Genomic DNA, 17,549 nt, shown 5'->3' with positions numbered 1-17,549 from the left:
TATGGGTGGTCCCCCTTACGCCCCCCGCTCCACCAACGTCAGCAGCGAAGCCTCCGGGGGGCAGGCGAACCGTACCGGCGTGTAGCGGTTGGTGCCGCAGCCCGCCGATACGTGCATGTACGCGGTGTGGCCCGCCGCTGTGTGGGTGGAGAGGCCCTTCACGCGGTCCGTGTCGAGGTCGCAGTTGGTGACGAGGGCGCCGTAGAAGGGGATGCAGAGCTGGCCGCCGTGGGTGTGGCCGGCCAGGATCAGGGGGTAGCCGTCGGCGGTGAAGGCGTCGAGGGAGCGGAGGTAGGGGGCGTGGACGACGCCCAGGGAGAGGTCGGCCGACTCCGAGGGGCCGCCGGCGACCTGGGCGTAGCGGTCCCGCTTGATGTGCGGGTCGTCGAGGCCGGTGAGCTCCACCGACATGCCCTCGACCTTCAGCGTGCCTCGGGTGTTCGTGAGGTTGAGCCAGCCCGCCCCGTCGAAGCCGTCGCGCAGGTCCTCCCAGGGGTTGTGGATCGCGCCGACCACGGGCTTGTTGCCGTTCAGGCCGTGGCGGCCCTGGACCTTCTCCAGGAGGTAACGGGCCGGGTTGCGCAGCTTGGGCCCGTAGTAGTCGTTCGAACCGAAGACGTACGCCCCCGGGAACTCCATCAGTGGGCCCAGCGCGTCCAGTACCTCCGGGACGCCCTCGGGGTCGGACAGGTTGTCGCCGGTGTTGATCACGAAGTCTGGGCGCAGCCCGGCCAGGGAGCGCAGCCAGCGCTGCTTCTTGCGCTGCCCGCTCACCATGTGGATGTCGGAGACCTGGAGTATCCGCAGCGGCCGCATGCCCGGTGGCAGCACCGGCACCGTCACCCGTCGCAGCCGGAAGGAGCGGGCCTCGATACCCGCCGCGTACACCACACCGGCGGCACCGACCGCCGCGATCCCCAGAGGTACTCCGTATCGCGCTCGCATGCGTCCATCGTGTCAGACCCCGCCGAGCCTCCGTACAGCCTGTGGACAACCACGGCCCGACCACCGGCGATCGTCAACTCCCCCTGTGGACAACCCACTCCGGTTCCCGCCTCCACTCCGCACACACCAGCGAAATCAAGGCGCGCTTCCCGCAGCACACCTGCGACAATCGACCCATGACCACGCTCAAGTCGAAGCTGCACGAAGACCTCAACGCCGCGATCAGGGGGCGCGACGAGCTCCGCTCCTCGACGCTCCGGCTGACGCTCGCCGCGATCACCAAGGAGGAGGTCGCGGGCAAGGAGAAGCGTGAGCTCTCCGACGACGAGGTCCTCAAGGTGATCACCAAGGAGGCGAAGAAGCGCCGCGAGGCCGCGGACGCCTTCGCGCAGGGTGGTCGTACCGAGTCGGCCGAGCGGGAGAAGGCGGAGGGCGAGGTCCTCGCCGAGTACCTGCCCAAGCAGCTGTCCGACGAGGAGCTGACGCGGATCGTCGTCCAGGCCGTCGAGGAGGCCAAGGCCGCCGGCGCCGAGGGTCCGCGCGCGATGGGCCAGGTCATGAAGATCGTCAACCCGAAGGTGGCCGGGCTGGCCGAGGGCGGCCGCGTCGCCGCCGTCGTCAAGCAGCAGCTCGCGGGCGGCTGAGCAGCAGCCTTCCCGTACATACGGCGGTGGGGCGCCCCTCGTCACAGAGGGGCGCCCCACCGCCGTATGCGCTCAGGGACTCAGCGGGTCTCCCGTCACCCGAAGCCCCCGTTGCCGTTCCCGTTGTTCCCGCCGTTGCCCTGTCCCTGGATGAAGCCCTCGGGGATCGTGAACTCCGGGGTCGGGAAGGTGCCGCCGTCGATGCCGCCGATCAGGCCGCCCTCGTCGTCACCGTTGCGGTTGTCGTTGCCGCGACCGTTGTCGTTGTCGTTGTCGTCCCCGCGACCGCGGTCCGGCCGCTCTTCGGGGATGTAGACGAGGTTGAAGTCGGGGGCGGGCTCGCCCTCCAGCGCGCCGGACATCATGTCGCGCCAGATCGGGCCGGGGACCTCACCACCGAAGACCTTGGGGTAGGTGCGGCCGCCGATCGTGACGTTCACCATGCGGCGCTCGTGCGCGGGGTCGCCGACCCAGACGGCGCCGGCCATGTTCGGGGTGTAGCCCACGAACCAGGCCGCGTACCGGAAGTCCGTCGTACCGGTCTTACCGGCGTTGTCGCGGCCGTCCTGGAGACCGGCCTGCGTACCCGTACCGTCCTCGACCACGCCACTGAGGAGGGTGTTGATGGTGTCGGCGGTGTTCTCGGACATCGCGCGCGAGCAGGTCGACTTCGGGACCTCCAGCGACTTCGACTGCTCACCGACCCGCTGGGTGATCGACTCGATGGCGATCGGTGTGCAGTACATACCGCGTGCGGCGAAGGTCGCGTACGCGTTCGCCATGGTCAGCGGGGACATCTCCTGGGTGCCCAGCGCGATCGACGGGTTCTGGCCGATCTTGTCGCCGTCGGCCCGCTCGACGCCCATCTTCCCGGCCATCTCCGTCACCGGGCAGATGCCGATGTCCGCGATCATCTGCACGAAGTAGGTGTTGACCGAGAGCGCGGTGGCCCGCTTCATCGAGTACGGCCCGACCTCGGACTCGTTCTCGTTGGTGAGCTTCGTGCCGTCGGTGTTCACCCAGTTCTTGCCGCCGCAGACCGAGATCGGGCTCGGGTACTCCATCTCGTACGGCGCGGAGTACGACTTCGTCGCGGGCATGCCGCCCTCCAGGGCGGCCGCGGCGACGATCGGCTTGAACGTCGAACCGGGCTGGTAGCCGGCGCCGCCGCCCATGGACTCGTCGACCGAGAGATTGATCGTCGTCTCGTTCTGCTTGACGTCCATGCCGTACGGCCGGGACTGGCCCATCGCGAGGATCTTGCCGGTGCCGGGCTCCACGATGGTGGCGGCCGTGGCCACCTCGTCCTTCTGGTTGACGTGGTCCTTGATGGAAGCCTGGACCGACTTCTGGGCCTTCGGGTCCATCGTCGTCTGGATCGTCAGGCCGCCCTGGTTCCAGATCTTGGCCCGGTCCTCCTTCGTCTTGCCGAAGACCGGGTCGTTCAGGAAGACCTCGCGGACGTAGGCACAGAAGAAGCCCCCGTTCTTGACGGCCGTGATGCAGCCGTTCTTGGGCTTGCTGATGTCCAGGCCGAGCGGTGCCTTCTTGGTCTTGTCGGCCTCCGCCTGCGAGATGTCGCCGACGTCCGCCATGCGCTGCAGCACGACATTGCGGCGCTTGGTGGCCTCCTGCGGGTCGTTCACCGGGTCGTACCGGCTCGGCGACTGCACGATGCCGGCGAGCAGCGCGGCCTCCCCCAACTTCAGGTCCTTGGCGGACTTGGAGAAGTAGCGGCGGGAGGCGGCCTCGACGCCGTAGGACTGCTGGCCGAAGAAGGTGATGTTCAGGTAGTTCTCGAGGATCTTCTTCTTGCCGAGCTCCTCTTCCAGCTGGATCGCGTGCCTCAGCTCCTGGATCTTGCGGCCGAGGGTCTGCTGGGTGGCCTGGGCGACCAGCGTCGGGTCGTCACCGGCCTCCTCCACCGCGACGTTCTTCACCAGCTGCTGCGTCAGCGTGGAGGCGCCCTGTGTGACACCGCCGCTCTGCGCGTTCCGGTTGAGCGCGCGGAGCACACCCTTCAGGTCGATCGCGCCGTGCTGGTAGAAGCGGGCGTCCTCGATGGCGATGATCGCCTGCTGCATGTACGGCGAGATCTCCTTGAGATCGACCACCGTACGGTCGCGCGAGTAGACAGTGGCGATCTGGTCGCCCTGGCTGTCCAGGATCGTGGTGCGCTGGCTCAGCGGAGGCTGCTTGAGGTTGGCCGGGAGCTCGTCGAACCCCTCGACCGAACCCTTGGCCGCCAGCCCCAGGGCGCCGACCGCTGGCAGCGCGATGCCCGCCATGACGGCACCGGCGAGGACGCTGACACCTAGGAACTTGGCGGCCTGCTGTGTGGGGGACAGGCCACCACCCGAGCGCTTGTTTGGCATGAGGGCAGCCTAATCCGTAGCTCTGACCGTTCCGAAGGAGCGGGTGCCTCTGGAGGGGCACAAGTGCAGGATCGTGACATCCGTTCGGCCCGCGCGGCGTCAAAGAACCTTAACGCTTGCCTACGTTCGCATTTCCCGGACAGGTGCACAGGCGTTGGCCTAAGCTGTTTCCGACTGTCACAGCAGTAGGCCCTTGTATCAAGTACGTCCGCCGAGCCCGAATCGTTCTGACGTTCTTCAGATTTTTTTCCGAGGTCATGTCCGAATTCGCCTTGTGTGTCATTCGGTGTCCGTTGTGACGCATGTCAACTGCCCCGTTATGCCGGGATAGTCACGTATGCCCTGGGGTCACTCCCGCGGGTGATCTGCCGCTTACGCATAGTCCGTTCGGGCCATTCAAGATTGGGCCCGAAGGGGGTGTTGCGCTGTGCCCACCTTCCGTAACGTCCTCAACTGGCGGCGGTGAATATGCCGCTGCCGCCGTGGGGGAGCCTCGATTCGGGAGAGGACGGCGCCGGTATGGGCTGGGTAACCGACTGGAGTGCGCAGGCTGCCTGCCGCACTACCGATCCGGATGAACTGTTCGTTCAAGGAGCAGCGCAGAACAGGGCCAAGGCGGTGTGCACCGGATGCCCGGTGCGGACGGAGTGCCTGGCGGACGCGTTGGACAACCGCGTCGAGTTCGGCGTGTGGGGAGGAATGACGGAGCGTGAGCGCCGCGCACTGCTGCGCAGGCGTCCGACCGTCACGTCATGGCGCAGGTTGCTGGAGACCGCGCGCACGGAGTACGAGCGTGGCGCGGGCATTCTGCCGCTCGACGATGACGAGATGTACGAGAACTACGCGGCGGTGAGCTGAGGGCGAGGCCCTTTCCGGGCCCTTTCCAGGTCACGTCGGTCGAGGGCGCCCTTGAGGTGTCGGCGCGTCGGGCAGGTGTGCCGGCTCTCGGGTGCCCCGAGGCGTGACTCAAGTCGCCTTCAAACGTCGGGGCACTGATCGGTCGTCGGTCGGTACTCCGTCGGTCAGTCGTCGGTCGGTACTCCGTCGGTCAGTCGTCGGAGGTGGGCAGCTCCGGCTGTACGGCCGCGAGCCGGTCCCCGATGTCTCGCAGACCCGCCAGGTCGTGGACATCGCCGGGCAGCGCGGCCACCTCGGCCACGGCCACCTCGGGGTGAAGCGCGGTGAAGCGGTCACGCGTGCGCTGCTCGCGGGAGAGCAGCCGCATCCGCTCGGCGTGCAGCCTGAGCAGACCTGCCGTGAGTTGTTCGACGGTCCGGTCCTGGGCGGGGGAGCCGTCCTGGACACCGGCGGAGTCGGCCTGGGCGCCGATGGGGGCGGGAGATTCTGAACTTCCGTACGTTTCGGGAGAGTTACGAACTGCTTTCCCGTTCATCTGATCCACAATGCGGGGCTCGTCAAGATTTTCCGCGGCGGCGAGCGCGCGCTCGGCGGACAGCTGGGCCGCGCCGCTGCCGTGGACACGGTTGAGCACCAGACCGGCCAGCGGCATGTCCTCGGCCGCCAGCCGCTCCACGAAGTACGCCGCCTCCCGCAGCGCGTCCCGCTCGGGCGCCGCCACCACCAGGAACGCCGTACCCGGCGCCTGGAGCAGCTTGTACGTGGCGTCCGCGCGCGTACGGAAGCCGCCGAACATGGAGTCCATGGCGGCCACGAACGTCTGTACGTCCTTCAGCAGTTGACCGCCGAGCAGCTTGCCCAGGGCGCCCGTCATCATTGACATGCCGACGTTCAGGAACTTCATCCCGGCCCGCCCGCCGACCTTCGCGGGCGCCAGCAGCACGCGGATCAGCTTGCCGTCGAGGAACGAGCCCAGCCGCTTCGGGGCGTCCAGGAAATCCAGCGCCGAGCGCGACGGCGGGGTGTCGACGACGATCAGGTCCCACTCGTCCCGGGCCCGCAACTGGCCCAACTTCTCCATCGCCATGTACTCCTGCGTGCCCGCGAAGCCCGCCGAGAGCGACTGGTAGAAGGGATTGCTCAGGATCGCGGACGCCCGGTCGGGGTCCGCGTGCGCCTCGACGATCTCGTCGAACGTGCGCTTCATGTCGAGCATCATGGCGTGCAGTTCACCGCCCGCCTGTCGCCCACCACCATCCTCAACCGAATCGCTGCGCGATGCCCCTCTGTGATCCTCGATGCCCTTCACCCGCCGCGGAGTGTTGTCCAGCGAGTCGATGCCCATGGACTGGGCGAGCCGCCGGGCCGGGTCGATGGTGAGCACGACCACCTTGCGACCACGCTCCGCGGCGCGCAGGCCGAGGGCCGCCGCCGTGGTCGTCTTGCCGACGCCACCGGCGCCGCAGCACACGACGATACGGGTCTTGGGGTCGTCGATCAGTGGGTCGAGCGCGAGAAGCCGGGGCGCGGTGATCGCGCGGTGTGCGTCGCGGTGTGTGTCGTGTTCGTCGCGGGCGTCATGGGTGTGGGCCGGGTCCGGAGTCATGAGATCCCTTGCTGACGCAGTTCCGTGGCCAGTTCGTACAGGCCCGCCAGGTCCATGCCCTCGGCGAGCAGCGGCAGTTCGTGCAGCGGCAGGCCCAGATCGCCCAGTACGCCGCGCTGTTCGTGCTCCAGGGCGTATCGCTCGGCGTACTCCTCGGCCTGTCTGAGCAGCGGCTTCACCAGGCGCTCGGCGATGCCGCCGCGCCGGGCGCCGCCGAGGCCGGCCGTGGACAGCGAGCGGGCGACGGCCGTACGCGGCACCGTGCGCGCGAACTCCAGCTCGTCGGCGTCCAGCACCTCGGGCCGGACCATGTTGACGATGATCCGCCCCACGGGCAGCTTCGCGGCCCGCAGCTCGGCGATGCCGTCCGCCGTCTCCTGGACGGGCATCTCCTCGAGGAGCGTCACCAGATGCACGTCCGTCTCGGGCGACTTCAGCACGCGCATGACCGCCTGGGCCTGATTGTGTATCGGGCCGATCTTGGCGAGCCCCGCCACCTCGTCGTTGACGTTCAGGAAGCGGGTGATGCGCCCGGTGGGCGGCGCGTCCATCACCACGTAGTCGTACGTGAACCGGCCGCTCTTCTCCTTGCGGCGCACCGCCTCGCAGGCCTTGCCGGTCAGGAGGACGTCCCGGAGGCCGGGTGCGATGGTGGTCGCGAAGTCGATGGCGCCGAGCTTCTTCAGGGCCCGGCCCGCCCCGCCGAGCTTGTAGAACATCTGGAGGTAGTCCAACAGGGCCAGTTCGGGGTCGATGGCCAGCGCGTACACCTCCCCGCCCCCGGGTGCCACCGCGATCTTCCGCTCCTCGTACGGCAACGCTTCCGTCTCGAAAAGCTGTGCGATGCCCTGCCTGCCCTCGACCTCGACCAGGAGGGTGCGCTTCCCCTCGGTCGCGAGGGCGAGCGCGAGTGCGGCGGCGACCGTGGTCTTTCCGGTCCCGCCCTTGCCGCTGACGACCTGGAGCCTGCTCACGTATTCGAGACTAACCAGTCCGCGCGCGGCATACGCGGGAGGCTGTGGACAACTTGGCCCTTCCCGCCGGTCCCGGCCGGTCCGCGGCCCGGCCGAACCGGTGCGGAGCCAGTGCGGCGCCCATGCGGAGTCCGTGCCGGGCCGCGGCCGGACAGCGGATAAAGTCGGCCACATGACCAAGTGGGAATACGCAACCGTGCCACTGCTCGTCCACGCCACGAAGCAGATTCTGGACACCTGGGGCGAGGACGGCTGGGAGCTCGTCCAGGTCGTGCCCGGACCGAACAACCCCGAGCAGCTGGTGGCCTACCTGAAGCGCGAGAAGTCCGCGTGAGCGCCGTCGAGGCCAAGCTCGCCGAACTCGGGCTGACCCTGCCCGAGGTGGTCCCGCCGCTCGCCGCGTACCAGCCGGCCGTCCAGACCGGCGTGTACGTCTACACCGCCGGGCAGCTCCCCATGGTGGACGGCAAGCTTCCCGTCACCGGCAAGGTCGGCGCCGAGGTCACCCCCGAGGAGGCCAAGGAACTCGCCCGCACCTGCGCGCTGAACGCCCTCGCCGCCGTCAAGTCGGTGGCCGGTGACCTCGACCGCGTCGCGCGCGTGGTGAAGGTCGTCGGCTTCGTCGCCTCGGCCCCGGACTTCACGGGCCAGCCGGCCGTGCTGAACGGCGCCAGCGAACTCCTGGGCGCCGTCTTCGGCGACAAGGGTGTGCATGCGCGCAGCGCGGTGGGCGTGGCGGTACTGCCGCTGGACGCGCCGGTGGAGGTCGAGATCCAGGTGGAGCTCACGCAGTCCTAGCTGCGGGGGGTCGTGCCGCTGGGGCGGCAGCTCCGGTTGCCAAGATCACGCAGGCTCACTCGAACATCCGCCACGAACGGGTTAGCCTCCGCCCATGGCAAACGGGCAGTGGTACCCACCCGAGTGGCCGGACCGCATCCGCGCACTCGCGGCCGGCACGCTGACACCGGTGACCCCCAAACGGGCCGCCACTGTCATGCTGCTCAAGGACACGGCCGACACCCCGGTCGTGCACATGCTGCGCAGACGCGCCTCCATGGCCTTCGCCGGAGGCGCGTACGCGTATCCGGGCGGCGGCGTGGACCCCCGCGACGACGACCACCAGATCCGCTGGGCGGGCCCCACGCGCGCGTGGTGGGCGTCCAGGCTCGGCGTCGACGAGACCGACGCCCAGGCGATCGTCTGCGCGGCCGTACGCGAGACGTACGAGGAGGCGGGCGTGCTCCTCGCCGGCCCCACCCCCGACACGGTGGTCGGCGACACCACCGGCGACGACTGGGAGGCGGACCGCGCCGCGGTGGCCGCCCGAGAGCTGTCCTTCGCGGAGTTCCTGGAGCGCAGGGGTCTGGTCCTGCGGTCCGACCTGCTCGGCGCCTGGGCCCGCTGGATCACCCCCGAGTTCGAGACCCGCCGCTACGACACCTGGTTCTTCGTGGCCGCCCTCCCCCAGGGCCAGCGCACCCGCAACGCCTCCACGGAGGCCGACCGCACGGTGTGGATCCGCCCCGGGGACGCCGCCGCCGGCTACGACAAGGGCGAGCTGCTGATGATGCCGCCCACCATCGCCACCCTGCGCCGACTCGCCACGTACGCCACGGCCGCCGAGGCCCTCGCCGCCGCGCCCGCCTGCGATCTGACCCCCGTCCTCGCCGAGGCCCGCCTGAAGGACGACGCGGTGATCCTCACCTGGCCGGGCCACGACGAGTTCACCAAACGCATACCGGCCGGCGGAGGCCCCGGTGGAGGCCCCGACGGCGGCTCCGACGGCGGCTCCGGTGGAGGTTCCGCATGACGGACGCAGCAGCTCTCCCCGGCCAGCCGAGGGGCGGGGTCCTGTCAGGCCCCGCCACCGCGCGCGCGGTCAACGTCCTCGCGCCGAACGCGTCGGTGATGACCCTGGACGGCACCAACACCTGGATCGTCTCCGAACCGGACTCCGCACTGGCCGTCGTGATCGACCCGGGCCCGCTGGACGACGGCCATCTCCGCAACGTCGTCGATACGGCGGAGAAGGCCGGCAAACGGGTCGCGCTGACCCTGCTCACGCACGGCCACCCGGACCACGCGGAGGGCGCCGCGCGCTTCGCCGAGCTGACGGGGACGAAGGTACGGGCCCTCGACCCGGCGTTGCGGCTCGGCGGCGAGGGGCTGGGCGCGGGTGACGTGATCTCGGTCGGCGGCCTGGAACTCCGTGTCGTGCCCACGCCCGGCCACACCGCCGACTCGCTGTGCTTCCATCTCCCGGCCGATCAGGCCGTCCTGACGGGCGACACCGTCCTCGGGCGCGGTACGACGGTCGTGGCCCACCCTGACGGCCGTCTCGGGGACTATCTGGACTCCCTGCGGCGCCTGAGGTCCCTCGCGGTCGACGACGGCGTTCACACCGTCCTCCCCGGTCACGGCCCCGTACTCGAACACGCCCAGGGCGCCGTCGAGTTCTACCTCGCCCACCGAGCCCACCGACTCGCCCAGGTCGAGACGGCGGTCGAGAACGGCTACCGGACGCCCCGCGAGGTCGTCGCCCACGTGTACGCGGACGTCGACCCGTCACTCTGGCCGGCGGCGGAACTCTCGGTGCGGGCTCAACTGGAGTACCTGACGGAGCACGGCCTGATCTGACCGACCCCTCAGCGCGGGGCTTTGACGCCGTGCACGCGCGCGTACTCCTCTGCCAGCCAGGGCCCCAGGTCGTCCACGTACGACCGCAGGACGGCGGCGTGGCTCCCAGGGTCGGCCCACGGTTCGTACGCCGCGACCGCCGCGGCCCGCATCTGGGCGGCCCGCTCGGGGTAGTACCGGCCGAACACCTCCGCCATCTCGTGCAGATCGCTGGTCCAGCCGTTCCAGCGGGGCATGACGAGGGTGAAGCCGGTGCGGACGAGGCGCCGGGAGCAGCCGCGGACCAGTGAGCGACGGGCAGCCTCGGACTCGGCTTCCGCGATCCGCTCACGCCAGCGGGGCAGGAGCAGCGCCAGGTCGCCGTTCGTCTCGCGCGCGAGACAGGAGTCCGGCCGATACCGGGGCAGGTCCTCGGCCAGATCCTCGCCGAGCAACGGCGTACACAGACAGGCCACGAACCATCCCAGGTCGTACCGTTCGAGGTCGCTGAGCACCTGCCTCCGGCTGACCAGCAGCGTCCCCGCCCCGTCGATCTGCGGGAACTCCTTGTCGAGCGCCTCGTCCAGCGCCCGCGCCTTCGCGCGGTCCGCCTCCGTGGGCTCCTCGCGCAGGGCCAGCAGCAGGTCGAGGTCGCTGTGCCCGGGGCGGGCCGTGCCCCGAGGGATCGACCCGTAGAGGTACGCGCTGTGCAGCCGCTTCCCGAAGACGTGCAGCACCTGATCGTGGGCCGCCGCCACGACCGGCCGGAACACATCGGGCACCCGCCCGAGCGACCCCTCCCGCTCGATGTACCCCCGACTGTCCAGCCCTCTCCGGGACCGTGTTTCAGCCATGCGACCACTGTGCCCCTGAGGGGCGCGGCGGAGCAGGCTTTTTTCCCGCGCCCCTAAGGGGCGCGGGGAACTGCGCGAGCAACCCAACACAACCCGCGCGAACAAACTCACCGCACCCACCCCATGACCCCCGGCGGCGTCGAAGGGGCGGCAGCCCTTGGTGACGGGACGGGCAGGGGCGGCGGGGGCGACAAACGAAACCGCAGGTCAGCGCGACCGCTTCGCCAGGCGCTCCACGTCCAGCAGGATCACCGCGCGGGCCTCCAGCCGCAGCCATCCCCGCTGCGCGAAGTCGGCGAGCGCCTTGTTGACGGTCTCGCGGGACGCGCCGACCAACTGCGCCAGCTCCTCCTGCGTGAGGTCGTGCACCACGTGGATGCCCTCCTCCGACTGCACACCGAAGCGCCGGGAGAGGTCCAGCAGCGCACGGGCGACCCGGCCGGGCACGTCCGAGAAGACGAGGTCGGACATCTGGTCGTTGGTCTTGCGCAGGCGCCGGGCGACGGCGCGCAGCAGCGCGGCGGCCACCTCGGGCCGTGCGTTCAGCCACGGCTGGAGGTCGCCGTGGCCGAGGCCGAGCAGCTTGACCTCGGTCAGCGCGGTGGCCGTGGCCGTCCGCGGACCGGGGTCGAACAGCGACAGCTCGCCGATGAGCTCACCGGGGCCGAGTACGGCCAGCATGTTCTCGCGGCCGTCTGGCGACGCGCGGTGCAGCTTGACCTTGCCTTCCGTGACCACGTAGAGGCGGTCACCGGGGTCGCCCTCGTGGAAGAGGGCGTCACCTCGCGCGAGGGTCACCTCACTCATGGAGGCGCGGAGCTCCGCGGCCTGCTCGTCATCGAGCGCCGCGAAGAGCGGGGCGCGCCGCAGAACGTCGTCCACGAGTTCTCTCCTTGTCGACCTGCTCAGGGGATCTTGCTCCCCGTGGTACCAGGGGACCGTGTTCCCCATTTTGCCGGACGGTCCAAACAGTGTGATCTATCACAAGGATGCCGCACACATGTCCTGAGGTAAGCGTCAGGGGTCCAATTGGGGGCCGATCTTCTGCGCCCGGGGCGGATGTCGGTGCCGGGCTTTAGGCTGGCCGGGTGTCCAAATCGCCGGTGAGAGCACAGGCCAAGGGGGCTGGGCGGGTGGTTGTACGTCGCGATTCCGCTGTGGGCGAACAGGGCCCCGTGGGAGCGAAGAAAACGGCAAAGGCGACGAAGGTGTCCGAGCTGTCGGAGGCGGAGAAACCCGCCGAGGCGACGTCGGCGCCGGTGGAACGGCCCGCGTCGGCGGAGAAGGCTGTGCCGGTGAAGAAGTCCGCGCCCGCGAGGAAGGCGGCGGCGAAGGCGGCTGCGGCGAATGCGGCTGTGGCGGAGACCGCCCCCGTCGCCCCCGCGAAGCCCTCCAAGCCCAAGCCCAAGCACAAGCCCGAGTCCCGCACCGCTCTCGTCCGCCGGGCCCGCCGTATCAACCGTGAACTCGCCGAGGTGTACCCGTACGCCCACCCGGAGTTGGACTTCGAGAACTCCTTCGAGCTGATCGTTGCCACGGTCCTCTCCGCTCAGACGACTGACCTGAGGGTCAACCAGACGACACCGGCGCTCTTCGCGAAGTACCCCACCCCCGAGGACCTGGCCGCGGCGAACCCGGAGGAGGTCGAGGAGATTCTGCGTCCGACCGGGTTCTTCCGGGCCAAGACCAAGTCGGTGATAGGGCTCTCCAAGGCGCTCGTGGAGAACTTCGGAGGTGAGGTCCCGGGCCGCCTCGAAGATCTCGTCAAGCTGCCCGGCGTCGGCCGCAAGACCGCCTTCGTAGTCCTCGGCAACGCGTTCGGCCGGCCAGGAATCACCGTGGACACGCACTTCCAGCGGCTCGTACGACGCTGGCGGTGGACCGAGGAGACCGACCCGGACAAGATCGAGGCGGCCGTCGGCGCGCTCTTCCCGAAGAGCGAGTGGACGATGCTGTCGCACCACGTGATCTTCCATGGCCGCCGCATCTGCCACGCCCGGAAGCCGGCCTGCGGCGCCTGCCCCATCGCCCCGCTCTGCCCGGCGTTCGGCGAGGGGGAGACGGACCCGGAGAAGGCCAAGAAGCTCCTGAAGTACGAGAAGGGCGGCTTCCCCGGCCAACGCCTCAAGCCCCCGCAGTCGTACCTGGACGCGGGCGGCATCCCGGCCCCGCCGCTGGGAGTCACCGGATGACGGGCCGCACGGAGCGCCCCGCCGCGCCTCGTCCCCGCGCCGGCATGTACACCGCCGCGCCCCTTCCTCGCACCAGCGCGCACACCGCCGTACCTCGTCCCCGCGCCGGCGTGCACGCCGCCGTGCCTCTTCCTCGCACCGCCGTACCTCGTGCCCGCGCCGGCGCACCGACCGCCGTACCTCGTGCCCGCGCCGGCGCGCACACCGCCGTACCTCGTCCCCGCGCCGGCGTGCACGCCGCCGTGCCTCTTCCTCGCACCGCCGTACCTCGTGCCCGCGCCGGCGCACCGACCGCCGTACCTCGTGCCCGCGCCGGCGTGCACGCCGCCGTGTGTCCTCCCCGCACCGCCGCGCACGCTGCCGTGCCTCTTCCCCGCACCGGCATGCACGCCGCCGCGCCCCTTCCTCGCGCCGGCGTGCACGCCGCCGTGTGTCCTCCTCGCACCGGCGCGCCCCCTGCCACGCCCCCGCCCCGCCCCGGCGTGAGCCACCCATACGGGGGACTCGCGGGGCGAGCGGAACGATCAGCCGTCCGCCGAGCGTTGGGACCGGAAGAACGACGGGGGTGGCAATGACACGCACGAGCCGGACGGGCGACGGCACGCACACCGACAACGGACGACATCTCACACGGCCCGGGTACGACTCGCGGGACGGGCGCCTGCGCCTCGACAAGACCGGTCTGCCCGCCTGGCTGGACCCGGTGGTCCGCGCCGCCGAGACGGTCGAGCCGTTGCAGCTGAGCCGCTTCCTGCCGCCGGAGAACGGCTCGGGACGGCAGTCCGCGGTCCTGATCCTGTTCGGCGAGGGCGACAACGGGCCCGAGCTGCTGCTCATGGAGCGCGCCGGCTCCCTCAGGTCGCACGCCGGCCAGCCGTCCTTCCCCGGCGGCGCCCTCGACCCCGAGGACGGCGACCCGGCCACCGACGGGCCGCTGCGTGCCGCTCTGCGCGAGGCGGAGGAGGAGACCGGCCTCGACCCCGACGGCGTCCAGCTCTTCGGCGCGCTGCCCAAGCTGTACATCCCGGTCAGCGGCTTCGTCGTCTCGCCCGTGCTGGGCTGGTGGCGAGAGCCGAGCCCGGTCCGGGTCGTCGATCCGAACGAGACGGCACGCGTCTTCACCGTCCCCGTGGCGGATCTCACGGATCCGGCCAACCGCGCGACCACCGTTCACCCCAGCGGCCACCGAGGTCCGGCATTTCTGGTCGAATCGGCCCTGGTGTGGGGTTTCACGGCCGGGGTGATCGACCGTCTGCTGCACTACTCGGGCTGGGAGCGCCCTTGGGACCGCGACAAGCAGGTCCCGCTCGACTGGCGCTCATGACAGGGTGTCTGCCGTGCTGCGTCTTTTGGGGAGTGATGTGATCCCCTGTCGTCACGCGGCGGGCCGGACCCCTGGCCGACCTGGAGTGAACGCGAAGTGACGAGGCGAGGCTTGAAGCGGTGAACGTGCTGGACATCCTGTTGCTGGTCGCCGCCGTGTGGTTCGCGATCGTCGGCTTCCGACAGGGCTTCGTCGTCGGCATCCTGTCGGTGATCGGCTTCCTCGGCGGCGGCCTCGTCGCCGTCTACACCCTGCCCGTCATCTGGGACTGGATGACGGACAACTCGGAGGTGAGCACGGCCGCCGCCGTCGTCGCGGTTGTCATCGTCATCGTCTGCGCCTCCGTCGGCCAGGCCCTGACCACTCACCTCGGCAACAAGCTGCGCAGGTACATCAGCTGGGCCCCGGCCCGCGCTCTGGACGCCACCGGCGGCGCCCTCGTCAACGTCGTGGCGATGCTGCTGGTCGCCTGGCTCATCGGTTCCGCGCTCGCGGGGACCACCCTGCCGACACTCGGCAAGGAGGTGCGCAACTCCAAGGTGCTGCACGGCGTGTCCCAGGCGTTGCCCGACCAGGCGGACACCTGGTTCGCGGACTTCTCCTCGGTCCTCGCGCAGAACGGTTTCCCGCAGGTCTTCAGCCCGTTCTCGAACGAGCAGATCACCGACGTCGCGCCCCCCGACCCCGCCCTCGCGGGCAGCCCGGTCGCCCAGCGCGCCAAGCGGTCCATCGTCAAGGTCATGGGCACCGCCCAGAGCTGCGGCAAGGTCCTGGAGGGCACCGGCTTCGTCTTCGGCGAGCGCCGTGTGATGACCAACGCCCACGTGGTCGGCGGAGTCGACGAACCGACCGTCCAGATAGGGGGCCAGGGCCGCAAGTACGACGCCACGGTCGTCCTCTACGACTGGGAGCGTGACATCGCCGTACTGGACGTGCCGGACCTGAACGCGCCCGTGCTGCGGTTCACCACCGAGGACGCCGCCAGCAGCGACGACGCGATCGTCGCGGGCTTCCCGGAGAACGGCGCGTACGACGTCCGCCCCGCGCGCGTGCGCGGCCGCATCACGGCCAACGGCCCGGACATCTACCACCGCGGCACGGTCCGCCGCGATGTCTACTCGCTCTACGCGACCGTCCGCCAGGGCAACTCCGGCGGCCCGCTGCTCACGCCCGACGGCAAGGTCTACGGCGTGGTCTTCGCGAAGTCCCTCGACGACCCGAACACGGGCTACGCGCTCACCGTGGACGAGGTCCAGGAGGACATCACCAAGGGCCGTGCAGCCAACCAGCGGGTGGACAGCGACAGCTGCGCACTCTGATCGTCACTGGGTCAAGGGCGAGGGTGGCGCAGCCGGGCCGAGACCCAGCGGGCCCGGCGGCGCAGGATGCGTGGAATGCCCAGCCGGGGATCCGTGTCCGTGCCCGGGAACTGCGGGGTGCCCCTCTGATGGGAGCCCAGGCCCCCGGCCGAGCGGCGGTTGCGTGCTGCGTCACTGTAGTCGTGCGTCCAGCCCATACCCCGACGTGTGCCCCCGCCCCAAGGTCGATAACCGCCCCCACGCCCCCCAATTGGCCTATGCGCCAGGCAAGTGGCTATCCATGGAACAGGTGTTCATGCCGGACGGTGAAACGACCCGCCGGGACCTCACCGGTCGGGCTACCGGTCGGGCTCTGGATCCTTGAGCCAGTTGATGAGTTCGGCGGAGAACGCGACCGGGTCCTCCTCGTGCGGGAAGTGCCCGAGCCCGTCGAACAGCCGCCAGCGGTACGGCGCTTCGACGTACTCCCCGGACCCCGCCGCGCTGCGCGTCCGCATCACCGGGTCGAGTGAACCGTGCAGATGGAGCGTCGGCACGCGCACCGGCCGCTTCATGCGCCGGTTGAACTGGATGCCGTCCGGGCGGGCCATGGACCGCACCATCCACCGGTACGGCTCGATCGAACAGTGCGCCGTCGAGGGGATGCACATCGCCCGCTGATACGCCTCCACGGCCTCGTCGTCGGGCAGCCGCGGCCCCGACCAGTCCCGGATCAGACGGCCCACCAGGGCGCCGTCGTCGGCGGTGAGTTGCCGCTCGGGGATCCAGGGCCGCTGGAACCCCCAGATGTACGCCCCGGCGGCCGTCTGCTTCACGTCCGACAGCATCGCCGAGCGCCAGCGCCGCGGATGCGGCATCGAGGAGACCGCGAGCCGCCGTACGAGCTTGGGGCGCATCACGGCCGCCGTCCAGGCCAGATAGCCGCCCAGGTCGTGGCCGACCAGAGCGGCGTCGGGCTCGCCGAGGGACCGTACGACGCCCGTGATGTCGAGGGCGAGGTTGGCCGGGTCGTAACCCCGGGGCGTGCGGTCGCTGCCGCCGACCCCTCTCAGATCCATGGCCACGGCCCGGAAGCCCGCGTCGGCTAGGGCGACCAGCTGGTGCCGCCAGGTCCACCAGAACTGCGGGAAGCCGTGCAGCAGCAGCACCAGCGGCCCGTCGCCGCTCTCGGCGATGTGGAAGCGCGCGCCGTTGGCCGCCACGTCCCGGTGGATCACCTCTTTCGCACCGGGCACGTCGAGTCGTACGACCGAGGCGGGCTGGCCGGAAACAGCTCCGGAAGCAGGCGAGGTGGCGGGGTCCGTCATGAGGTCGAGCGTGCCACAGCCTCGACGCCGCCGTCGGTCCGGGCGGGCTGACGGGGGTGCGGCTTGGCGTTCTGCAGCACGCCCGCCGTCTCCTTCATGGAGGCGGCGACCTTCTGCGGGCCCTTCCCCTTCTTGGCCTTCTTCGAGAAGGCGACGCCGATGAGCGCGAGGACGACGGCGACCAGCACGTTCGCCGCGAACGACAGCAGGAAGCAGATCGCCAGGTTCCAGTCGCTCCAGGTGCGGATGCCGTACGCCAGGGCGAAGCTCAGCATCGGCAGGGAGAAGATCAGCACTGCGCCGGCCGCCGTGAACGCCCCGCCGCCGACCACACCGCGCTTGACGTCCTGCCTGAGCTGGGCCTTAGCCAGCGCGATCTCGTCATGCACCAGCGCCGACATCTCGGCCGTCGCCGAGGCGAACAGCTCACCGACACTGCGTTCGGCACCGACCGGGCTGCCGTCGGGTGCGGTCATCGGGGTCTCCCTCATATGCGTCCGGAAGCGCCCCGCGCCCGTACGGTCCGTGAACTCAG

18 protein-coding genes are annotated in these 17,549 nt (G+C 70.2%); 9 read left to right on the top strand and 9 right to left on the bottom strand.

What is annotated here, in order from left to right:
- Positions 1-15 precede the first annotated feature (15 nt).
- Positions 16-945: a metallophosphoesterase gene (locus tag CES90_RS39205; RefSeq protein ID WP_189787076.1), complete on the bottom strand. Its 930-nt coding sequence runs from the start codon at positions 943-945 to the stop codon at positions 16-18.
- A 176-nt stretch (positions 946-1,121) separates the two neighbouring features.
- On the opposite strand from CES90_RS39205, the gene CES90_RS39200 reads away from it, so the two are divergent.
- On the top strand, positions 1,122-1,589 hold the full coding sequence (locus CES90_RS39200; RefSeq protein WP_189787075.1) for a GatB/YqeY domain-containing protein: 468 nt from the start codon (positions 1,122-1,124) through the stop codon (positions 1,587-1,589).
- Between the two features lie 95 nt (positions 1,590-1,684).
- Here CES90_RS39200 and CES90_RS39195 read toward each other — a convergent pair whose 3' ends face one another.
- Positions 1,685-3,964, bottom strand: a complete 2,280-nt coding sequence (locus CES90_RS39195; protein ID WP_189787074.1) for a transglycosylase domain-containing protein — start codon at positions 3,962-3,964, stop codon at positions 1,685-1,687.
- 519 nt (positions 3,965-4,483) lie between these two features.
- Here CES90_RS39195 and wblA point away from each other — a divergent pair.
- Positions 4,484-4,822, top strand: coding sequence for a transcriptional regulator WblA (wblA, locus tag CES90_RS39190; RefSeq protein ID WP_033524587.1), 339 nt, complete (start codon positions 4,484-4,486; stop codon positions 4,820-4,822).
- A 190-nt stretch (positions 4,823-5,012) separates the two neighbouring features.
- Here the strand turns inward: wblA and CES90_RS39185 are convergent, their stop codons facing one another.
- Both CES90_RS39185 and CES90_RS39180 read right to left on the bottom strand, forming a co-directional pair.
- A complete protein-coding gene (locus CES90_RS39185; protein ID WP_189787073.1) occupies positions 5,013-6,428 on the bottom strand; it encodes an ArsA family ATPase in 1,416 nt (471 codons plus the stop codon).
- The gene (locus CES90_RS39180) at positions 6,425-7,402 is read right to left on the bottom strand and encodes an ArsA family ATPase (RefSeq protein WP_189787072.1); all 978 of its coding nucleotides are present in this window, start codon (positions 7,400-7,402) and stop codon (positions 6,425-6,427) included. Before CES90_RS39180 ends, CES90_RS39185 begins: the two co-directional genes overlap by 4 nt.
- Before the next feature lie 172 nt (positions 7,403-7,574).
- Here CES90_RS39180 and CES90_RS39175 point away from each other — a divergent pair, with 172 nt between their 5' ends.
- The 4 genes from CES90_RS39175 (at position 7,575) to CES90_RS39160 (ending at position 10,039) form a co-directional block, all read left to right on the top strand.
- On the top strand, positions 7,575-7,736 hold the full coding sequence (locus tag CES90_RS39175) for a DUF4177 domain-containing protein (RefSeq protein WP_075033571.1): 162 nt from the start codon (positions 7,575-7,577) through the stop codon (positions 7,734-7,736).
- Positions 7,733-8,200: a RidA family protein gene (locus CES90_RS39170; protein ID WP_189787071.1), complete on the top strand. Its 468-nt coding sequence runs from the start codon at positions 7,733-7,735 to the stop codon at positions 8,198-8,200. The genes CES90_RS39175 and CES90_RS39170 overlap by 4 nt, the downstream gene beginning before the upstream one ends.
- Positions 8,201-8,294: 94 nt before the next feature.
- The gene (locus tag CES90_RS39165) at positions 8,295-9,212 is read left to right on the top strand and encodes an NUDIX hydrolase (protein ID WP_189787070.1); all 918 of its coding nucleotides are present in this window, start codon (positions 8,295-8,297) and stop codon (positions 9,210-9,212) included.
- Positions 9,209-10,039, top strand: a complete 831-nt coding sequence (locus tag CES90_RS39160; protein ID WP_189787069.1) for an MBL fold metallo-hydrolase — start codon at positions 9,209-9,211, stop codon at positions 10,037-10,039. Before CES90_RS39165 ends, CES90_RS39160 begins: the two co-directional genes overlap by 4 nt.
- A gap of 8 nt (positions 10,040-10,047) precedes the next feature.
- On the opposite strand, the gene CES90_RS39155 is transcribed toward CES90_RS39160, so the two are convergent.
- Both CES90_RS39155 and CES90_RS39150 read right to left on the bottom strand, forming a co-directional pair.
- Positions 10,048-10,872 (bottom strand): nucleotidyltransferase domain-containing protein, encoded by an 825-nt coding sequence (locus tag CES90_RS39155; protein ID WP_189787068.1) that lies wholly within the window; start codon positions 10,870-10,872, stop codon positions 10,048-10,050.
- Positions 10,873-11,079: 207 nt separating this feature from the next.
- The gene (locus tag CES90_RS39150; protein WP_005476003.1) at positions 11,080-11,754 is read right to left on the bottom strand and encodes a Crp/Fnr family transcriptional regulator; all 675 of its coding nucleotides are present in this window, start codon (positions 11,752-11,754) and stop codon (positions 11,080-11,082) included.
- A 335-nt stretch (positions 11,755-12,089) separates the two neighbouring features.
- Here CES90_RS39150 and nth point away from each other — a divergent pair, with 335 nt between their 5' ends.
- The 3 genes from nth to CES90_RS39135 all read left to right on the top strand — a co-directional run bounded on the left by nth (position 12,090) and on the right by CES90_RS39135 (position 15,707).
- Positions 12,090-13,064, top strand: a complete 975-nt coding sequence (gene nth / locus CES90_RS39145; RefSeq protein ID WP_229914314.1) for an endonuclease III — start codon at positions 12,090-12,092, stop codon at positions 13,062-13,064.
- A gap of 571 nt (positions 13,065-13,635) precedes the next feature.
- Entirely contained in the window at positions 13,636-14,388 is a 753-nt protein-coding gene (locus CES90_RS39140; protein ID WP_229914312.1) for an NUDIX hydrolase, read from the top strand.
- Positions 14,389-14,507: 119 nt separating this feature from the next.
- Positions 14,508-15,707, top strand: a complete 1,200-nt coding sequence (locus CES90_RS39135) for a MarP family serine protease (RefSeq protein ID WP_189787066.1) — start codon at positions 14,508-14,510, stop codon at positions 15,705-15,707.
- Between the two features lie 11 nt (positions 15,708-15,718).
- Here CES90_RS39135 and CES90_RS50475 read toward each other — a convergent pair whose 3' ends face one another.
- The 3 genes from CES90_RS50475 to CES90_RS39125 all read right to left on the bottom strand — a co-directional run bounded on the left by CES90_RS50475 (position 15,719) and on the right by CES90_RS39125 (position 17,490).
- The gene (locus CES90_RS50475; RefSeq protein ID WP_229914311.1) at positions 15,719-15,904 is read right to left on the bottom strand and encodes a hypothetical protein; all 186 of its coding nucleotides are present in this window, start codon (positions 15,902-15,904) and stop codon (positions 15,719-15,721) included.
- Positions 15,905-16,045: 141 nt separating this feature from the next.
- Entirely contained in the window at positions 16,046-17,014 is a 969-nt protein-coding gene (locus CES90_RS39130; protein WP_189787065.1) for an alpha/beta fold hydrolase, read from the bottom strand.
- Positions 17,011-17,490, bottom strand: a complete 480-nt coding sequence (locus CES90_RS39125) for a phage holin family protein (protein ID WP_189787064.1) — start codon at positions 17,488-17,490, stop codon at positions 17,011-17,013. Before CES90_RS39125 ends, CES90_RS39130 begins: the two co-directional genes overlap by 4 nt.
- Between the last annotated feature and the right edge of the window lie 59 nt (positions 17,491-17,549).

Source organism: Streptomyces capitiformicae (genome assembly GCF_002214185.1).
Classification (GTDB): Bacteria; Actinomycetota; Actinomycetes; order Streptomycetales; family Streptomycetaceae; genus Streptomyces; species Streptomyces capitiformicae.
The sequence above is the reverse complement of the archived record's forward strand: the minus strand, read 5'-3'. Positions and strand labels throughout refer to the sequence as shown.